Annotated in this window: 13 protein-coding genes; 9 read left to right on the forward strand and 4 right to left on the reverse strand. The window is 67.7% G+C overall.

Annotation, left to right across the window (positions count from 1 at the left end; genetic code table 11):
* Positions 1-6: 6 nt before the first annotated feature.
* The 3 genes from QO034_RS11495 to QO034_RS11505 form a co-directional block, all read right to left on the reverse strand.
* The gene (locus QO034_RS11495; RefSeq protein ID WP_284485680.1) at positions 7-1749 is read right to left on the reverse strand and encodes a hydantoinase B/oxoprolinase family protein; all 1743 of its coding nucleotides are present in this window, start codon (positions 1747-1749) and stop codon (positions 7-9) included.
* Positions 1746-3806, reverse strand: coding sequence for a hydantoinase/oxoprolinase family protein (locus tag QO034_RS11500; protein ID WP_284485681.1), 2061 nt, complete (start codon positions 3804-3806; stop codon positions 1746-1748). The genes QO034_RS11495 and QO034_RS11500 overlap by 4 nt, the downstream gene beginning before the upstream one ends.
* Before the next feature lie 89 nt (positions 3807-3895).
* Positions 3896-4687, reverse strand: a complete 792-nt coding sequence (locus QO034_RS11505) for a copper chaperone PCu(A)C (RefSeq protein ID WP_284485682.1) — start codon at positions 4685-4687, stop codon at positions 3896-3898.
* Positions 4688-4759: 72 nt separating this feature from the next.
* Between QO034_RS11505 and QO034_RS11510 the strand changes: the two genes are divergently transcribed.
* Positions 4760-6124 (forward strand): hypothetical protein, encoded by a 1365-nt coding sequence (locus QO034_RS11510; RefSeq protein WP_284485683.1) that lies wholly within the window; start codon positions 4760-4762, stop codon positions 6122-6124.
* 113 nt (positions 6125-6237) lie between these two features.
* The gene (locus QO034_RS11515; RefSeq protein ID WP_284485684.1) at positions 6238-7533 is read left to right on the forward strand and encodes an ABC transporter substrate-binding protein; all 1296 of its coding nucleotides are present in this window, start codon (positions 6238-6240) and stop codon (positions 7531-7533) included.
* Positions 7534-7539: 6 nt separating this feature from the next.
* Here QO034_RS11515 and QO034_RS11520 read toward each other — a convergent pair whose 3' ends face one another.
* Positions 7540-8403 (reverse strand): hypothetical protein, encoded by an 864-nt coding sequence (locus QO034_RS11520; RefSeq protein ID WP_284485685.1) that lies wholly within the window; start codon positions 8401-8403, stop codon positions 7540-7542.
* 145 nt (positions 8404-8548) lie between these two features.
* Between QO034_RS11520 and QO034_RS11525 the strand changes: the two genes are divergently transcribed.
* From QO034_RS11525 to QO034_RS11555, 7 genes are all read left to right on the forward strand, one after another.
* On the forward strand, positions 8549-9475 hold the full coding sequence (locus tag QO034_RS11525) for a branched-chain amino acid ABC transporter permease (protein WP_284485686.1): 927 nt from the start codon (positions 8549-8551) through the stop codon (positions 9473-9475).
* Positions 9472-10416, forward strand: coding sequence for a branched-chain amino acid ABC transporter permease (locus tag QO034_RS11530; RefSeq protein WP_284485687.1), 945 nt, complete (start codon positions 9472-9474; stop codon positions 10414-10416). Before QO034_RS11525 ends, QO034_RS11530 begins: the two co-directional genes overlap by 4 nt.
* Positions 10413-11123: an ABC transporter ATP-binding protein gene (locus QO034_RS11535; RefSeq protein WP_284485688.1), complete on the forward strand. Its 711-nt coding sequence runs from the start codon at positions 10413-10415 to the stop codon at positions 11121-11123. The genes QO034_RS11530 and QO034_RS11535 overlap by 4 nt, the downstream gene beginning before the upstream one ends.
* The gene (locus QO034_RS11540; RefSeq protein WP_284485689.1) at positions 11123-11818 is read left to right on the forward strand and encodes an ABC transporter ATP-binding protein; all 696 of its coding nucleotides are present in this window, start codon (positions 11123-11125) and stop codon (positions 11816-11818) included. Before QO034_RS11535 ends, QO034_RS11540 begins: the two co-directional genes overlap by 1 nt.
* 103 nt (positions 11819-11921) lie before the next feature.
* The gene (locus tag QO034_RS11545; protein WP_284485690.1) at positions 11922-12767 is read left to right on the forward strand and encodes an FAD binding domain-containing protein; all 846 of its coding nucleotides are present in this window, start codon (positions 11922-11924) and stop codon (positions 12765-12767) included.
* Complete coding sequence (locus QO034_RS11550; RefSeq protein ID WP_284485691.1) at positions 12764-15508, forward strand: molybdopterin-dependent oxidoreductase; 2745 nt, start codon at positions 12764-12766, stop codon at positions 15506-15508. Before QO034_RS11545 ends, QO034_RS11550 begins: the two co-directional genes overlap by 4 nt.
* A complete protein-coding gene (locus tag QO034_RS11555) occupies positions 15505-16977 on the forward strand; it encodes a 6-hydroxynicotinate reductase (protein ID WP_284485692.1) in 1473 nt (490 codons plus the stop codon). Before QO034_RS11550 ends, QO034_RS11555 begins: the two co-directional genes overlap by 4 nt.

Here is a 16977-nt window from a genome sequence, read left to right on the forward strand (position 1 = left end):
ACCCGGTCAACCGCCCGCGCGCAGCGCTTCGGTGGCGGGGTAGTCCACTTCGGTCCCTTCCCCGCTCAACGCCACGCCGAACAGGTCCCGTGCCTGAGTGGCGGTGTATCTGTCCAGCCGCACGTCTTCCAGCACCGCCTCGGGCGGGCGCTGGAACGGGTCGCCATAGCCGCCGCCGCCCGGCGTGCGCACATGCACCCGGTCGCCCGGCGCCAGCGGAATGTCCTGTTCCTTGGACAGATGCGAGGGCGTATAGGGTTGGCCCGCCTGCCAGACCGTCACCCGGTTCACGCCCCCATCCGCGCCGCCCAGAACGCCCTGCGGGCCGAACCGGCCGTGATCCATGACAAAGCTGGCCGTCGCCGTGCCGCGCCGCAATTCGACCATGTAGTCCAGCCCGAACCCGCCGCGCTGCCGCCCCGCGCCGCCGGAGCCTTCGTGCAGCGCATAGTGGTGATAGAGCACCGGAAACGCCTGTTCCATGATCTCGACCGGCGGGGCCTTGGAAATTCCGATTGTCGAACAGCCGTTGGACAGCCCGTCGTGATCCGCATTGCCGCCATAGCCGCCGCCGGAAATCTGATACATCACGAAATCCCGCCCCCGCGCCGGGTCGTGGCCGCCAAGGGCGAAATTGCCGCTGGTTCCGGCCGGGGCCGCCGTCACGCGGTCGGGCAGGGGGGCGACCAGGGCGGCGAACACCGCTTCGGCGATGCGCTGGCTGACTTCCGCGGCGCAGCCCGACACGGGCCTGGGATATCGGGCATCCAGAAACGTGCCCTCGATCCCCGTGACCTTCAGCGGTTCGAACGCGCCCGCGCTCATCGGAACTTCGGGAAAGATGTGGCGCATGGCGAGATAGACCGCGCTCAGCGTCGTCGCCCGGACCGAATTCATCGGTCCCCGGCAGGGCGGGCTGGAGCCGGTGAAATCAAACCGCAGGTCGTCACCGTCCCGCGTCACCGACAGCCTGATTTCGAGCGGTTCGTTCACCACCCCGTCGCTGTCGATCCAGGCGCTGGCGCGGTAGGTGCCGTCCGGAATGCCGGCGATGAAGGCGCGCATCTGCACCGCCGCGCGTTGACGCAGTTCGGCGATCGCCCCGGCCACAGTGTCGTCGCCATAGCGGTCCATCAAGGCGTTCAGCCGGTCCTCGCCCACCATCAGGGCGGCGGCCTGCGCCTTCACGTCGCCGATCCGTTGGTCGGCGACGCGGATGTTGGAGTTTATGATCGCCATGATTTCGGGATCGAGCCTGCCCTGCTTGAACAGGCGCACCGGCGGCAGGCGCAGGCCCTCCTGTTCCACGGCCGTGGCGCTGGCCGAAAACCCGCCCGGCACCGCGCCGCCGGTGTCGGGCCAGTGCCCGGTGTTGGACAGCCAGCAGAAAAGCTGTCCCTGCCGGTAGAAAGGCCGCGCGAAGCGCACGTCCATCAGGTGCGTGCCGCCGAGATACGGGTCGTTGACGATATAGATATCGTCCGGCTGCGGCGGAGCGGCCTGGCCCGCGGCGATCATCTCGATCAGCGTCCGGGTGGAATATTGCATGGTGCCTACGAAGACCGGCAGGCCGCCGGCGCCCTGCGCGATCAGGGATCCGTCCTTTGCCGCATAGATCCCGTCGGAACGGTCGTTGGCTTCGGCGATCACCGGCGAGAAGGCGGCGCGGGAAAAGCTCAGGTCCATCTCGTCGCAGACCTGCTGCAAGCCCGCCTCGATGACGGAAAGCGTGATCGGGTCCAGCGTCATGGCCTGTCTCCGATCCGGATCAGGATATTGCCGCCCGCATCCGCGGTGGCGGTGTCGCCCGGTTCTATCAGAACCGTGGTGTCCATCTGTTCGAGGATCGCCGGGCCGGGCAGGGAGAACTTGAGCGGCAGGTGGTCGCGCCGGTAGACCGGCGTGTCCCGCCACATGCCGTCAAAAAAGACGGGGCGCTGGCCGGATTGCGCCTCTTGCACGGTGGCCTTGCGCCCCGCCGGGTCGATCAGCGCATCGAGATCCAGGTCGGCCCGCACGCCGATCACCGAGGTGTTGGCGTTCACGAGATTGGCGCGGATATTGTCCAGTTCGACCCGGAAACGGCGAAAGTAGGCCGCTTCGAACAAGGCTTGCAGATCCTGCGGCGTCACGTCCGGGCTGTCCAGCGGCACGCGCAGCAGGTGGGTCTGGCCGATGAACTGCATGTCGACGCTGTGAACGTGCCGGATGGCGCGGACAGCGATGTTTTCCTGCGCGATCTGCGCGTTGCCCTCGGCGGTCTGGGCGGCGAAGACCGATGCCAGGTGATCCGGGTCCAGGTTGTCCAGCGGGCGGTTGATCGTGTTGACGAAGTCGTGGCGCAGATCGGCCACGACGCAACCGATGGCATTGGTGATGCCCGGACGGCCCGGCACGATGACCCGCGGAATGCCCAGTTCCCGCGCCAGCGCGGCGGCGTGCAGCGGTCCGGCCCCGCCAAAGGCGAAAAGCGCGAAATCGCGCGGATCTGCCCCGAGCGAGATCGACACCATCCGGATCGCCCCCGCCATCCTGGTGTTGGCGATCCTGATCACCGCATCCGCCGCCTGCACCGGGTCCAGCCCCAGCGGTTCCCCCAGTTCGCGGGCGAACACCGATTTCACCTGATCGAGCGGCACGCCGCCCCGGACCGCGTTCAAACCGGACGGGTCGAGCCGCCCGAGCAGCAGATTGGCATCCGAGATCGTCGGCTGCGTGCCGCCCTTGCCATAGCAGATCGGTCCCGGATCCGCCCCGGCGCTGTCCGGACCGACCGCCAGCAACCCGCCGGGCGTGACCCGCGCGATCGACCCGCCGCCCGCGCCCACGGTGCGCACATCGACCATCGGCACATGGATCGGCATCGCGTATTCGATCTCGATCTCGTTTGACACCGCCGGTTCCGCGTCGCGGATCAGGGCCACGTCGGTCGAGGTGCCGCCCATGTCGTAGGTGATGAGGTTCCGGACGCCCGCCTTGCGCCCGGTATAGGCCGCCGCCATGACCCCTGAAGCCGGCCCGGACATCACGGTCTTGGCGGCCTCATCGGCGACGCGGGCGGCACTGACCATGCCGCCGTTTCCGTTCATCACCAGCACCTCGCCGGCGTAGCCTTTGCCGTGCAGTTCCCGAACCAGCTGTTTGATGTAGCGATCCAGCAACGGCTGCACCGCGGCATTGGCCGCCGCCGTCACGCCGCGTTCGAATTCGCGGCTTTCCGACAGCAGCGCATGACCCATCGTGATGTGGTCGTTCGGCCAGACCGCCGTCAGGATTTCGGCGGCGCGGCGTTCATGCGCCGGGTTGGCATAGGCGTGCAGGAAATGCACGACCAGCGATTCACATCCCATGGACAGCAGCCGAAGCCCCGCGGCCCGCACCGCATCCTCGTCCAGCGGCACCACCACGTCGCCGGCGGCATCCATGCGCTCGGGCACTTCGAGCCGCAGGTCGCGGGGGATCAGCGGCGTGAAACGCCCGGTCATGCCATAGGCCTGTGGACGGGTCCGGCGGCCCAGTTCCAGTACGTCCCGAAAGCCCTGGGTGGTGATCAGCCCGGTCCTGGCCAGCTTGCGTTCCAGGACCGCATTGGTGGTGGTCGTGGTGCCATGCACGATCAGGTCGAGCGCCGCGAGATCGCAGCCCGCCTGATCCAGCGCCTCCAGCACACCGAAGGCCTGGTTGTCCAGGGTGCTCGGCACCTTGGACAGGCGCACCCGGCCCGTGGCCTGATCCAGTTCGATCAGATCGGTGAAGGTTCCGCCGACATCGACACCGACAACCTTGCCCGGAGAGTCACCCGTCATGCCGGCCCAGTTCCCAGAATTCGCTCTTCGGTGGATGGTGTCTGCAAGGCCCCGGCAATGTCAACGCTCCGCAAGGCGTGGGCCGGATATCAGGGAACGGTGATCAGCGCCGTGGCCGTCACCGGATCGTCGCCGACCACATAGGCGCGGTGATCGTTGGTGTTGAGGGTGACGCGGACTTCATGGGTTCCTGGCGGCAGCGCCCCGATCCGTACTTCGGGCTCAAAGAACCGCTGAAGCTTCAGCCCGCCGAGATAGAGGTGTCCGTGCCCGGTTCCCGGCACATGCGGTCCGTCCAGCATGTCCTGCGAAAAGGTGAAATCCTCGGCCTTGACCGCGACGATCCAGTCCGCGCCGTCCGGGCGGACCTCGAGCGCGAGGCGCGGCGCGGGTTCGCCTTCTTCGACGGTGCAGATATCGCCGATACCGAACAGGCCGTAGGCCCCGGCGATGCCGGTCGTCCGCGGCATGACCAGACGGGCCTGGGTGCGCAATTCTCCCGCGGTTTCGAACCGGAGCGTTATCGGGATCATCCGGCCTTCCTTGAGATCGCCGCCGACGCCGTCCAGCAGGATGAACGCGCCGTCGGGCGCGAGGGACGCGGAACTGTCCGCCGGGATCGGCAGCCCGGCGTCGGCGATGGAGGACTCCAGCCGGGCGCGCTGGGCCACGATGGAGCGCGCCGCCGTCAGCCTGTCGGGTCCGCCGGAATTCTCGATGGTCAGGAAGACGCCGACGGTGGCCGGTTTGCCCAGAAGCGGCGCGGCGGTCGCGCCGGTGATCAGCAGCGTGTTCCTGTCCGGCAGGAGAACGAACAGAACCGCGAGCAGCGCAGCCATCGCCAAAAGACCGACCAGAACGACAGGTTTTGCGGCTTTCATCCGGACCTCCTCCGGCTATCATCGCGTGTCATGAGCTTGTTCCACAATAGGCGGCAGATCAAGAGTCTGGCCATGGCTGCGGTTCTGCCCGCGCGGGCAGGGCGGGCGCATGTGTCAGAACAGGGCTTCGTGCTCCTGCTGCCGACGGATGTCTATATCTCCGCCGGGGCCGCCTGTGTCGCGCTGACGGTTCTCGTGCTGACTCTGCTGCCGGATCGTGCCGTGTCCGGGCTGTTCCGCCCGGTCGCAACCCTGCGCTGGCCGCTCTGGACCGGGGCGCGGCTGCTCACGAGCTGCCTGTCCTTCGCCGGTTTCCTGGCGCTGCTCTGGGTCGGACTGGCCGGGCCGCGGGATCCGCTGGCCAATCCGCTGACCCTCGTGGTCTGGACGGTCTGGTGGATCGGCTTGGTCACCCTCCAGGGGCTGTTCGGGAACCTGTGGCGCTGGATCAATCCCTGGACCGGCCCGGTCGCCCTGACCCGGCGGCTGCTGAATCTGCGCCCCGCCCTGCGGCTGCCTGCCTGTCTCGGACAGAGCTTTGGGATCCTGACCTTTCTGGCCTTCGTCGCGATCCTGCTGGCCGATCCGGCCCCGTCCGACCCGGCGCGGCTGGCTGGCTATGCGGGGGGCTACTGGCTGTTCACCTTCGCCGCCCTGCTGGTGTTCGGGCCACGCTGGGCGGCGCGTGGCGACGGCATTTCGATGCTGATGCGCCATTACGCGGCGCTGGGGCTGTTCGGACGTCTGCGCGGACGGCTGGCGCTGGGCCTGACCGGTTGGCAGGCGCTGCATCGTCACCCGCCGCGGGCCGGGGCGGCGGTCTTCATGCTGCTGATGCTGGGCAGCGGCAGCTTTGACGGGCTGAACGAAACCTACTGGTGGCTCGACCTGATCGGGATCAACCCGCTGGAGTTTCCCGGCCGTTCCGCGGTGATCGCGCAGAACCTGACCGGGCTGATCCTTGCCAATGCATTGCTGGTGGCGGCCTATGGGCTGGCGGTCTGGATGGGGGTGCGGCTGGTCTCTTCCGGTATCGGGCCGGGGCAGGCATTCTGCCTGTTCGCGCCGTCGATCCTGCCGATCGCACTGGGCTATCACATCGCCCATTACCTCACCAGTTTCCTGGTCGACGGGCAATATGCGCTGGCGGCGCTGAACGATCCGCTGGCGCGGGGCGACGATCTGCTGGGCCTTGGCACCTTTTACGTGACGACGGGTTTTTTCAACGCTCCGGACAGCGTCCGCACGATCTGGCTGACGCAGGCGGGGGCCGTCGTCGCGGGACACGTTCTGGCGGTGATGATGGCCCATACGATCGCGCTGCGCCGGTTCGGCGATACCCGCAAGGCGGCGCTCAGCCAGGCGCCGCTGGCGCTGTTCATGGTGCTCTACACGCTCTTCGGGCTCTGGCTCCTGGCTTCGCCACGCGGTGCCTGACCCGGCCTCCGATCCGCCAAAACACTGGACAAGACAGTGCCGGGATCGCAAGATCGACCGACAGCCAGAGATCGCGGGCCGATCCGCCCGAGGCTGATCCAAGGGGGTATTCCATGACCGATGCTTTGAAGGCACAAACCCGCCGCGCGGCGCTGAAGACGCTTGCCCTCGGGGGCGCGGCGGCGGCCGCGGGAGCGAATCTGCCACTCTGGGCGCGCTTCGCCGAGGCCCAGACATCCGAGCCGATCCGCATCGGCTTCCAGGTCCACCGCACCGGGATCGGCGCGGCCTACGGGCGCTGGTATGACCGGACCACGATGGCGGCGGTGAAGCGGATCAACGACGCCGGCGGCATCAACGGACGGATGGTCGAGATCATTGCCGAGGATGATGGAACGGACCCCAAGCGCGGTGCCGAGGTGGTCGAGAAATTCGCCAACCAGCACAATTGCGACATTGGCTTCGGCACCCTGTTTTCCCATGTGGTGATCGGCTCCGCCCCGCGCGCGGGGGAATTGAAACTGCCGTATTTCGTGGTGTCCGAAGGCCATCATGTCGCCTCGGGCATGCTCAACCGCTACACGCTGCAACCGGGCATCACCGACGTGAAAAGCCAGGTGATCGCGATGGCGCCCTTCGTATCCGGAAACCTCGGCAAGAAGGTCACGATGATCTACCCCGACTTCGCCTTCGGCCACGATCACCGCGACTATTTCAGCGCCGCGATCGAGGCGCAGGGCGGCGAGGTGGTCGCCAGGATCGCGATTCCGCCGACGGAAACCAGCTTCACCAAATATTTCCCCAAGATCCCGCGCGAGACCGAAGTCGTCTATCATGTGATGGTCGGCCCGGCGGTTCTGACCTTCGTCAAGGAAATGGGCGAATTCTTCGGCCCGAGCCGGCCCGAGATGTTCGGCTTCATCGACAGTCTGGAAGCGGTGGACATTGCCAGCCCCGGTCTCGAATTTCTCGAAGGCACCTATTTCTGGGAAGGCAACCCGCGCTATGCGCAGCCCGGCCAGACCAGCCACGACAAGATGTATCGCGCTGCCGTGGGCGTGGACGAGAACGGCGCATCGGTCAGCGATCCGAAGGATATTTCAACCTACGCCCATATGTTCGGCTGCTGGGAAACCCTGAACGTGGTCAAGGCCGGGATGGAAGCCGCGGGCTACCAGGGGCCCGCCGACCGGCCCGCTCTGATCGAAGCGGTGGAGGCGATGGGAGACATGCCCCTGTCCGACGACCATCCGCAGGGCGCGAAACGGTTCAACGGCAAGACCCACCAGGTGTTCGGCCACCAGTATATCAGCAAGGTCGAGAACGGCCGCCTGAACGTCGCGCACATGACGTCGATCGAGGATACGCTCTATCCCGACGAGGTCGATTACACGCAGCAGAGTTTCTGAAGCGGCTCAGTACTGCGGCGGTGGCGGCAGGCTGGCGCAATCGACCTGGGTTTCGCGCGCATAGGCCAGCCCGTCCAGCATGGCGCGCTGGCCGCACAGCGACATCTTGCAGTCATGGTCCGGGTCGGCGATGCGGATGCCGGCTTCGGGGGTGACGCGGATTTCCATCCGGCAGAGCCGGCCGTAGAAATCCTCCTGGTAGATCCAGCCGCCCGCGACCGGCTGCGCGGTGCCCGCCGCGCTGCAGGAATGCCCGCCCCCCTGCCAGCTTTCCAGCGTGAACCGCGCGCTGCCGTCGCCCGCCACATAGAGCCGGAACTCGTCGCTCCCGGAGCGATAGCAATAGCCTGTCTCGCCCGCCGGCGCGGGCGCCGCCGCCGGTCGCGGGTCGCAGGTGACGCCTGACAGCGCCCAGCCGGGATAGCCGATATCATTGATCCGCCAGAACCCGTCTTCGACGATGAAATCGTAATGGATCTGCGCCGGAGTCCCGAAATTGGTGAACCGCGCGGTGATCCGCTGGCGCGTCGTATCGGCTTCGGTGGTGAGGCTCAGGGTCCTGTTGATTTCGGCGGCGTCCATGTCGTTGCCGGGAATCTCGAAACCCCGCTCGAAACAGGCGTTCATGAGATTGTCGCCGAAATTGCTGTTCAGATCGTCGGTGTCGTAGAGCCGCACCAGGCGCTGCGACAGGTAGGTGCCGCGCCGCTCCGGCACTGTAAGATAATGCAATCCCTTGGCCTGTCCGTCCGGCGGCAGCGCCAGCGAGCTGTAGATCCAGCGCACGATCTCCTCGGGTGTCTGTGCCATGGCGGCTTCAGCCCCTACGGCCCAGACCAGCAGGGCAAGCCATCCAAACTGCCGTCTCATGCGCGAACCTCCCATCCCGTTCCGGAAAAGAATATCCCGGAGCGTTGCCCGGGCAAGCGCCAGTTCACGACGGGTGCCGATTTTTCGCCCGCGAACAGCCGCTTGCCCTTGCCCAAGCCCCGTTCCTGCGCAATCGTGCGCCTCGATGGACATCGGACCCTATCTCCTGCTCGCCTCGCTCGAAGGGGCGGTGACCGCAGCGGTGCTGGCGCTGACCGCCGTCGGCCTGTCGCTGGTCTTCGGGGTCATGCGCGTGGTCAACGTGGCGCATGGCGAGTTTTTCATGCTCGGCGCGGTGCTGGCCTGGTGGGTCACCAGCCTGGTCGCCGGGCATGCCGCGCTCGGCTTCGTGCTGGCGCTGCTGGTGGTGCCGGTCATGGTCGGGGCGCTCGCGGCGCTGGCCGACATGACGATCCTCAAGCGCATCGCCTATGATCCGGAGCGCACCATCGTCGCGACCATTGGCATCCTCTACATCATCCAGCAGGTCACGCTGATGACCTACGGCCCAGATGCGCGGCCTGTGGAGCCGCCTTTCAACACGCGGCTTGCCCTTCCCTGGATCGAGTTCGTCGACGGCAAGCCGCATATCTATTGGCCCTGGGGCCTGTCGACCACCACCTACAAGCTGGGCGTGATCGCCGCCGCCGTGCTGGTCCTGATCGGGGTCTGGCTGGTCATGGCGAAGAGCCGCATCGGCCTGATCATGCGCGCGACCCAGCTCGACCGCGACATGGCGCTGGCCTTCGGCATCCCGGTCGAACGGGTCTATGCGCTGGTCTTCGGACTCGGGGCCGCGCTCGCGGCGCTGGCGGCGGTGCTGATCGTGCCGATCCAGCAGGCGCATTACCTGATGGGGGGCGATCCGCTGCTGCTTTCGTTCATCGTGGTCATCATCGGCGGGCTGGGCAGCCTGCCGGGCACCGTGGTCGCGGCGATCCTGATCGGCCTTTCCGACGGCATCATCTCGGTCTTTTTCTCGCCGACGCTGGCCAAGATCCTCGCCACGTTGCTGGTGGCGCTGGTGCTGGTGTTCCGCCCGCAGGGCCTGTTCGGCGTGCGCCGCGCATGAGCGACACCGCCAAGACCGTGGCCCTGCATGGCGGGCTTCTGGCGCTGCTCTTCGCGCTCGGGTTCCTGCTGCCCGCCTATCACCACGGCAATCTCGCCCGTATCATGGTGCTGGCCAGCTATGCCATCGGCTACAACATCCTGTTCGGCTATACCGGGCTGCTCAGTCTCGGCCACGCGCTGTTCTTTGCCGCCGGGATGTATGGCATGGGGCTGGCCGTGCAGTATCTCGGGCTGTCGCCGGGTCCGGCCCTGACCGCCGGGCTTGTGGCGGGCGCGATCGTCGCGGGCGCGGTGGGTCTGCTGGCGCTGCGCACCGCCGGCGTCGCCTTCATGATCGTGACGCTGATGTTCGCGCAGGCCGGATACCTGACGGTGCTCTATTTCGGCGCATTCACCCGCGGCGACGAAGGTTTCGTTCTTCAGCAGGCGCAACGTGTTCTCTGGGGGATCGACCTGTCCGACCCCGTGCACCGCTATTTTGCCGCCTTCGCGCTGTTTGCAACCTGCCTGGCGGCGGTGCTGTGGATGGTGCACCGTCCTTTCGGCAAGGTGCTGATCGCCATCCGCGAGAACGAGGATCGGGCCCGGATGCTGGGCTATGACGTCTTTGCCTACAAGCTGGCGGCGGTGATCCTGTCCGGCACGATCTCGGCGGCGGCGGGGGCGGCTTACGGGCTTCTGTTCGGCTATGTCGGGGCCACGTTCGCCTCGGTCCAGTATTCGATCTTTCCGCTGCTCTGGGTGCTTCTCGGCGGGGCCGGAACGGTTCTCGGGCCGTTCATCGGCACGCTTTTCATGTTCTACCTGATCGACCTGTCGAGCGGGATCACCACCGCCTACATGCTGATCGCGGGTGTCGTGCTGGTGCTGCTGACCCTCTTCGCGCCACAGGGTCTGGCGGGCGAGTTGCGCAAGCGGATCTGGCGGGGGCTGCCATGATGCTTATGTCGACGCGCGGCCTGACCAGGCAATTCGCAGGGCTGCATGCGGTGGAAGACGTGGATTTCGATCTTCCGCAGGGGCAGGTGCGGGCGCTGATCGGCCCCAACGGCGCGGGCAAGACCACCTTTGTCGGCATGCTTTGCGGACGCATCGCCCCGACCTCGGGCACGGTGGTCTTTGACGGGCAGGACATCTCGCGCCTGGCCGCGCACAAGCGTATCAATCTGGGCATGGCCTACACGTTCCAGATCACTTCGGTTTTCGCCAACCTGAGCGTGGCGGAAAACGTCGCGCTGGCGGCCCGGCGCAGGCGGCACGGCGGGGCGGTGCAAGACGCCGTCGTCCGGGCGCTGCAACAGGTCGGCCTGCAGGATCGTCTGGCGCAGAATGCGGGCGATCTCAGCTATGGGCACCAGCGCCTGCTGGAAATCGCGATGGGCCTGGCGCAGCACCCGCGTCTGCTGATCCTGGACGAACCGACCCAGGGTCTGACCGACAGCGAAATCGCCGCCTTCAAGGCGCTGGTGCGGGGGCTGGCGGATACGACGACGATCCTGCTGATCGAACACAACATGTCGGTGGTGATGGAAACCGCAGACGTCATCACGGTGCTGAACTCCGGCCGGGTTCTGGCCGAAGGCTCGCCACAGGCGATCCATGCCGACCCCGCCGTGCAGCGCGCCTACCTGGGGACCGGCGGCTGATGCTTGAGGTGTCCGGGATCAACGCGGCCTATGGGCGGGCGCAGGTCTTGCGGGACCTGTCGCTGAGCGTGGCGGCGGGCGAAATCCTGTGCCTGCTGGGGCGCAACGGCGCGGGCAAGACCACGACGATGAAGGCGATCATGGGTCTTCTGCCGCTGTTGTCGGGCCGGGTGTCGCTGGATGGCCAGTCGATCAGCGATCTGCCCCCACATCGCGTGCCAGGGGCCGGGATCGGCTATATTCCGCAGGGACGCCGGCTGTTCGCCGAACTCACAGTGGCGCAGAATCTCGAAATCGGCCTGATGGTGCGCAATTCGGGTCGCGAGGTTCTGGAGGGCGTGCTCGCCCTGTTCCCCCGCCTGCGGGAACGGTATCGTCAGCGCGCCGAAACCCTGTCGGGCGGGGAGCAGCAGATGCTCGCCACCGCCCGCGCGCTCTGTCTTGAGCCACGCGTGCTGTTGCTGGATGAACCGACCGAAGGCTTGCAGCCATCGATGATCGAACTGATACGGCAGGTCATCGTGGTCATGCGCGACCGGGGCGTCGCGATCCTGCTGGTGGAACAGCGCGTCGATGCCGTGCTGTCCGTCGCCGACCGGGTGGCCTTCATGGAGAACGGCCGGAATCTCGAAACCCTGCCGGCGGCCCGGTTGCGCGACGATCCGGAGATCCTGCACCGCCATCTGGGGGTCTGACTCCGCGGCGACCGGACCATGCAGAGCGTTGACAGGCCGCGACCCAGACCGCAACAATCCGGTATCGAGATTTCAGCGCTCCTCACGCCAAGGGACCATCGCGGTGGATGAATATTTCCGGCCCCAGACCCTGACCGATGCGCTTGCCGTTCTGGACCGGACCGGCGCGACGGTGGCGGCGGGCTGCACCGACCTGTTCGCGGGCACTCAGAAGCAGACCCTGCCCGGACCTGTGCTCGACCTGACCGCGATTGCGGCGCTGCGCGGAATCGCGGCGACGCCGGAAGGATGGCGGATCGGCGCGACCACGACCTGGAGCGACGTTCTGGGCGCCGACCTGCCGCCAGCGTTCGACATGCTGAAACAGGCCGCACGCGAGGTCGGATCGGTGCAGATCCAGAACGCCGGGACGGTCGCCGGCAACCTGTGCAACGCCTCGCCCGCCGCCGACGGGGTGCCGCCGCTTCTGGCGCTCGGGGCGCAGGTCGAACTCCGCTCCGCGTCGGGCCGCCGAACGCTGCCGCTGTCGCACTTCCTGACCGGCGTGCGCGCGACACGGCGCGGCGCGAGCGAACTGGTAACGGCGATCCACGTGCCGCGGGCGGCGGCGCGCGGGCGCAGCGGGTTCCTGAAGCTGGGCGCGCGCCGGTTCCTGGTGATCTCGATCGCGATGGTCGCGGTTCGGGTTGCGGAAACGGCAGGCCGGGTCGATGACATAGCCCTGGCCGTGGGGTCGTGCAGCGCGGTCGCGACCCGGCTGCCCGAGGTCGAGAGCGCCTGCCTAGGGCAACCTGTGGCCAGCATTGGCGATCACGTCCGCGACGACGCGGTGGCCCGCGCCCTGTCGCCGATTACGGACATCCGCGCCGATGCCGCCTATCGCGCGACCGCTGCGACGGAACTGTTGCGGCGGGCCTTGCGGGACGTGACCGCCGGGGCGCTGGCATGAAGGATGCGGACGCCGTTTCCCTGACCGTCAACGGCGCGACGGTCGCGGTGCAGTCCGCGCCGGGGCGGCGGCTGTCGGATGTGCTGCGCTCGGACCTGGGCCTGACCGGGACCAAGGTCGGCTGCGATGCGGGAGATTGCGGTACCTGCACCGTGCTGATGGATGGCGCGGCGGTCTGCGCTTGCCTGACGCCGCTGGCCCGAGCCGCGGGGGCTGATATCCGCACGGTCGAAGGGCTGAGCGAGGGCGCGGCGCTGTCCGCCCTTCAGGCTTCGTTCCTGCGCCACGGGGCCGCGCAATGCGGCATCTGCACACCGGGCATGCTGATGGCGGCGACGGCCTTGCTGTCGCGTAACCCGGACCCCGAGCGCGCCGAGGTGGAAGAAGCGCTTGGCGGCGTCCTGTGCCGCTGCACCGGCTACGCGGCGATCGTGGACGCGGTTCTGGATGCGCCGAACCCGCCGCCAGCCGCAGCCTGCCCACGGGCCGGAGGTGCGGTCGGTGCGGCGGTCGAGCGGCTGGACGGGCGGCCCAAGGTCGCCGGGCGCGAAATCTTTGGTGCCGATCATGTCCCGCAGGGTGCGCTTCTGGTGCGCGCGATCCGGTCGCCGCACGCCTCGGCGCGGTTCCGGATCGGCGATGTGCAGGCCTGGGTCGCGGCCCAAGCCGGTCCGATCCGGGTGTTCACCGCTGGCGATATTCCCGGCGACAACCGGTTCGGCGTGATCCCCGTCTTTCGCGACCAGCCCGCGCTGGCGGAGTCCCATGTGCGGATGCGCGGCGAAGCCGTCGCGCTGGTCGCGGGTGATCCAGAGATCGTCGAAACGCTCGACCTGTCGGATTTCCCGGTCGCGTGGGAGGCGCAGGATGGCCTTGCCGACGCGGAAACCGCGAAGGACCCCGGTGCCCCGCAGGTGCATGAAACGCGCCCCGGCAACATCCTGATCGCCGGCAAGGTGCGCCGGGGCGATCCGGATCAGGCGCTTTCGGATGCGGCCCATCTGGCCGGGGCGACCATCCGGACCGCCTGCGTCGAACACGCCTATATCGAACCGGAGGCCGGCGCGGCCTGGATGGACGGCGAGACGCTGGTGATCCAGGCCTGCACCCAGGCGCCGGCGATGGACCGTGACGACACCGCCCGCGTTCTGGGTCTTGCGCCCGATCGCGTCCGCATCATTCCGTCGGCGTCCGGGGGCGGGTTCGGATCCAAGCTCGATCTGTCTTTGCAGCCGCTGATCGGGCTGGTGACGTTGAAGACCGGGCAGCCCTGCCGCATGGCGTATTCCCGCCGCGACAGCATGACCAGCACCACAAAGCGCCACCCGGCGACCATGTCCGCCCGCGCCGGCGCGGATGCGGCGGGCCGCGTCACCGGCATGGTCTTTGACGGGGATTTCGACACCGGCGCCTATGCCAGCTGGGGGCCGACCGTGGCGGTGCGGGTGCCGGTGCACGCTTCCGGTCCCTATCGGGTGCCGAATTATCACGCCGAGGCGCGCGCCGTGCACACCAACGGCCCCACCTCGGGTGCCTTCCGCGGCTTCGGCGTGCCGCAGGCGGCGATCCTGCAGGAAACGCTGTTTGACGATCTGGCGGAACAAGCCGGCATCGACCGGTTGCGGTTCCGCTTGCTGAACGCCCTGCGCGACGGCGACAGTTCCGTGTGCGGGCAGGTGTTGCACGGCGTCGGCATCCATGACTGTCTGACGGCGCTGCAGGATCCCTGGACCGAAGCGCTGGAGGCGGCACGCCGGGTCAACGGCCGGTCGGGCCGGGTCCGGCGCGGCGTCGGTATCGCGTCCTGCTGGTATGGCTGCGGCAACACGGCACTGCCGAACCCGTCGACCATCCGCATTGGCCTGACGCCGGACGGGCGGCTGTGCCTGCATCAGGGCGCGACCGATATCGGGCAGGGCGCGAACACGGTCATCGCCCAGATTGCCGCCGATGCGCTGGGTCTGCCGCTGTCGGATGTCACCTTGGTCGGGCCGGACACGGCGCTGACGCCGGATTGCGGCAAGACCTCGGCATCGCGCCAGACGGTGATCACCGGCAAGGCGGCGCTTCTGGCGGGCGCTGCGCTGCGGGCGCGGGTCCTCGCACTGACCAATATGGGCGACGGGGCGGCGTTGGCGCTGGAGGGCAGGCGGCTTGTGGTGCGCGACGGGCCGGGGCAACGCGTGATCGACCTTGCCGCGTTGCCGCCAGATGCGCATGGCTATGTGCTGGCGGCGGAAGAAAGCTACGATCCGCCGACGCGTCCGCTGGACGAGAACGGGCAGGGCGTTCCCTATGCGGTCTATGGCTATGGCGCGCAGGTGGTGGAACTCGACGTCGACATGACGTTGGGAACCGTCAAGGTGCGCCGGATCACCGCGGCTCACGATCTGGGACGGGCGATCAACCCGATGCTGGCGAAAGGGCAGATCGAAGGCGGCATCGCGCAGGGTCTGGGCATGGCGCTGATGGAGGAATATATTCCGGGCCGCACCGAGAACCTGCACGACTACCTGATCCCGACCGCCGGCGACATGCCCGACATCCGCTCGATCCTGATCGAGAAACCCGACCCCGAAGGCCCGATGGGCGCCAAGGGGCTGGGCGAACATGTGCTGATCCCGACCGCGCCCGCGATCCTGAACGCGATCCGCGATGCCAGCGGCGCACGGATCACCCGGCTGCCGGCGCTGCCGCACCGGGTGCTGGCGGCGATCCGGGCGGCAAGCGAGGGCGCATGAGCGAAGATCGTAGCGAAATTCCGGCGAAACGCATAAAACCGTCCGACAAGATCCGCTGCGACGCCTGCCCGGTCATGTGCTATATCGCCGAGGGCGGGATCGGCGCTTGCGACCGCTATGCCAACCGGAACGGTCGTATCATCCGCTGCGACCCGCTCACGGTGCTCGACCGGCGCATCGAACAGGGCGGCGAGATCCGCCCCTTCCTGAAATCGGAATGGGAAGGCGATCTCGTTGGCGGCGACGATCTCTTTGTGACCGCCGTGGGTTCGGGCACCACCTATCCCGACTACAAACCTGCCCCTTTCATCGTCAGCCGCGAGATCGACGGGGTCGATTTCGTCACCGTCGTAACCGAGGCGATCTTTTCCTATTGCGGTGTCAAGGTGAAGATCGACACCGACCGCCATATCGGCCGCGAAGGCGCGGTGGTGCGGGCACAGGGTGAAGCCGTGGGGCTGATGATCACCAGCGAATACGGCAGCCAGATGATGAGCCTTGGCGGCGTCGAACACCTGACCGGGGGCTCCAAGTCCGAGGGCCGCGTCACCTGCGACACGCTGATGCGGCTCTGCAACCGCGCGGCGGTGGACCTGACCGTCGACGGCGGCGCAACCGTCACCGTGCAGGCGGGCCACGCCCCCATCGTCGACGGCCACCGGGAAGAACGGATGCGGGTCGGCTGCGGTTCGGCCACCATCGGCATGTTCGCGGTGCAGTGGCAGGGGCTGGTCGACGAGGTGGTGGTGGTCGACGATCACATCACCGGCGTGGTCAGCGAACACCAGGCCGGCAAGGTGCTGGGCTGGCCCGATACCGGCATCCGCATCAACGGGCGGCGCTCGACGCCGGGGCGCTATTTCCAGGTGGCCGGGCCGGGTCTGGGCTGGGGTGGCACCGATATCACCGACCCGCTGACCATCCTGGGCGAGTGGAACCCGAAAAAGGGCGCGCGGCCCGGCCTGACCCTGCTGATGGTGTCCACCACCGGCGAGCAATGGGGCTATTACGTGCTTGACGACGGCCTCGTCCCGCAGCCCGCCGATCTGCCCGCGCGCCTGAAACCCTCGGTCGATCTCATCGCCGAGAATTGCGAACCGGCGCTCTGCACGGTGATGTTCATGGGCGGCGCGGGCGGCTCGCTGCGCTCGGGCGTTACGACGAACCCGGTGCAGCTCACCCGCTCGGTGCAGGCGCTGAAAACCCGCGTGACCGTGGGCGGGGCCGACGCCTATGTCTGGCCCGGCGGCGGCATCACGCTGATGGCCGATGTGACCGGCACGCCCGACAACGCTTTCGGTTACGTCCCCACGCCCGCCATCGTTGCGCCGCTGGAATTCACCCTGAGCCGCGCCGATTACCAGCGGCTTGGCGGGCATGACGCGGCGGTGCGGTCGATTGCGGATATCCTCGAACATGGCGGCGAATACGGCGCAGATATGCGCGCGGTGTCGCGCGACAAGGGCTGA

The sequence above is a fragment of the Sedimentitalea xiamensis genome (genome assembly GCF_030164465.1).
Taxonomy (GTDB): domain Bacteria; phylum Pseudomonadota; class Alphaproteobacteria; order Rhodobacterales; family Rhodobacteraceae; genus Sedimentitalea; species Sedimentitalea xiamensis.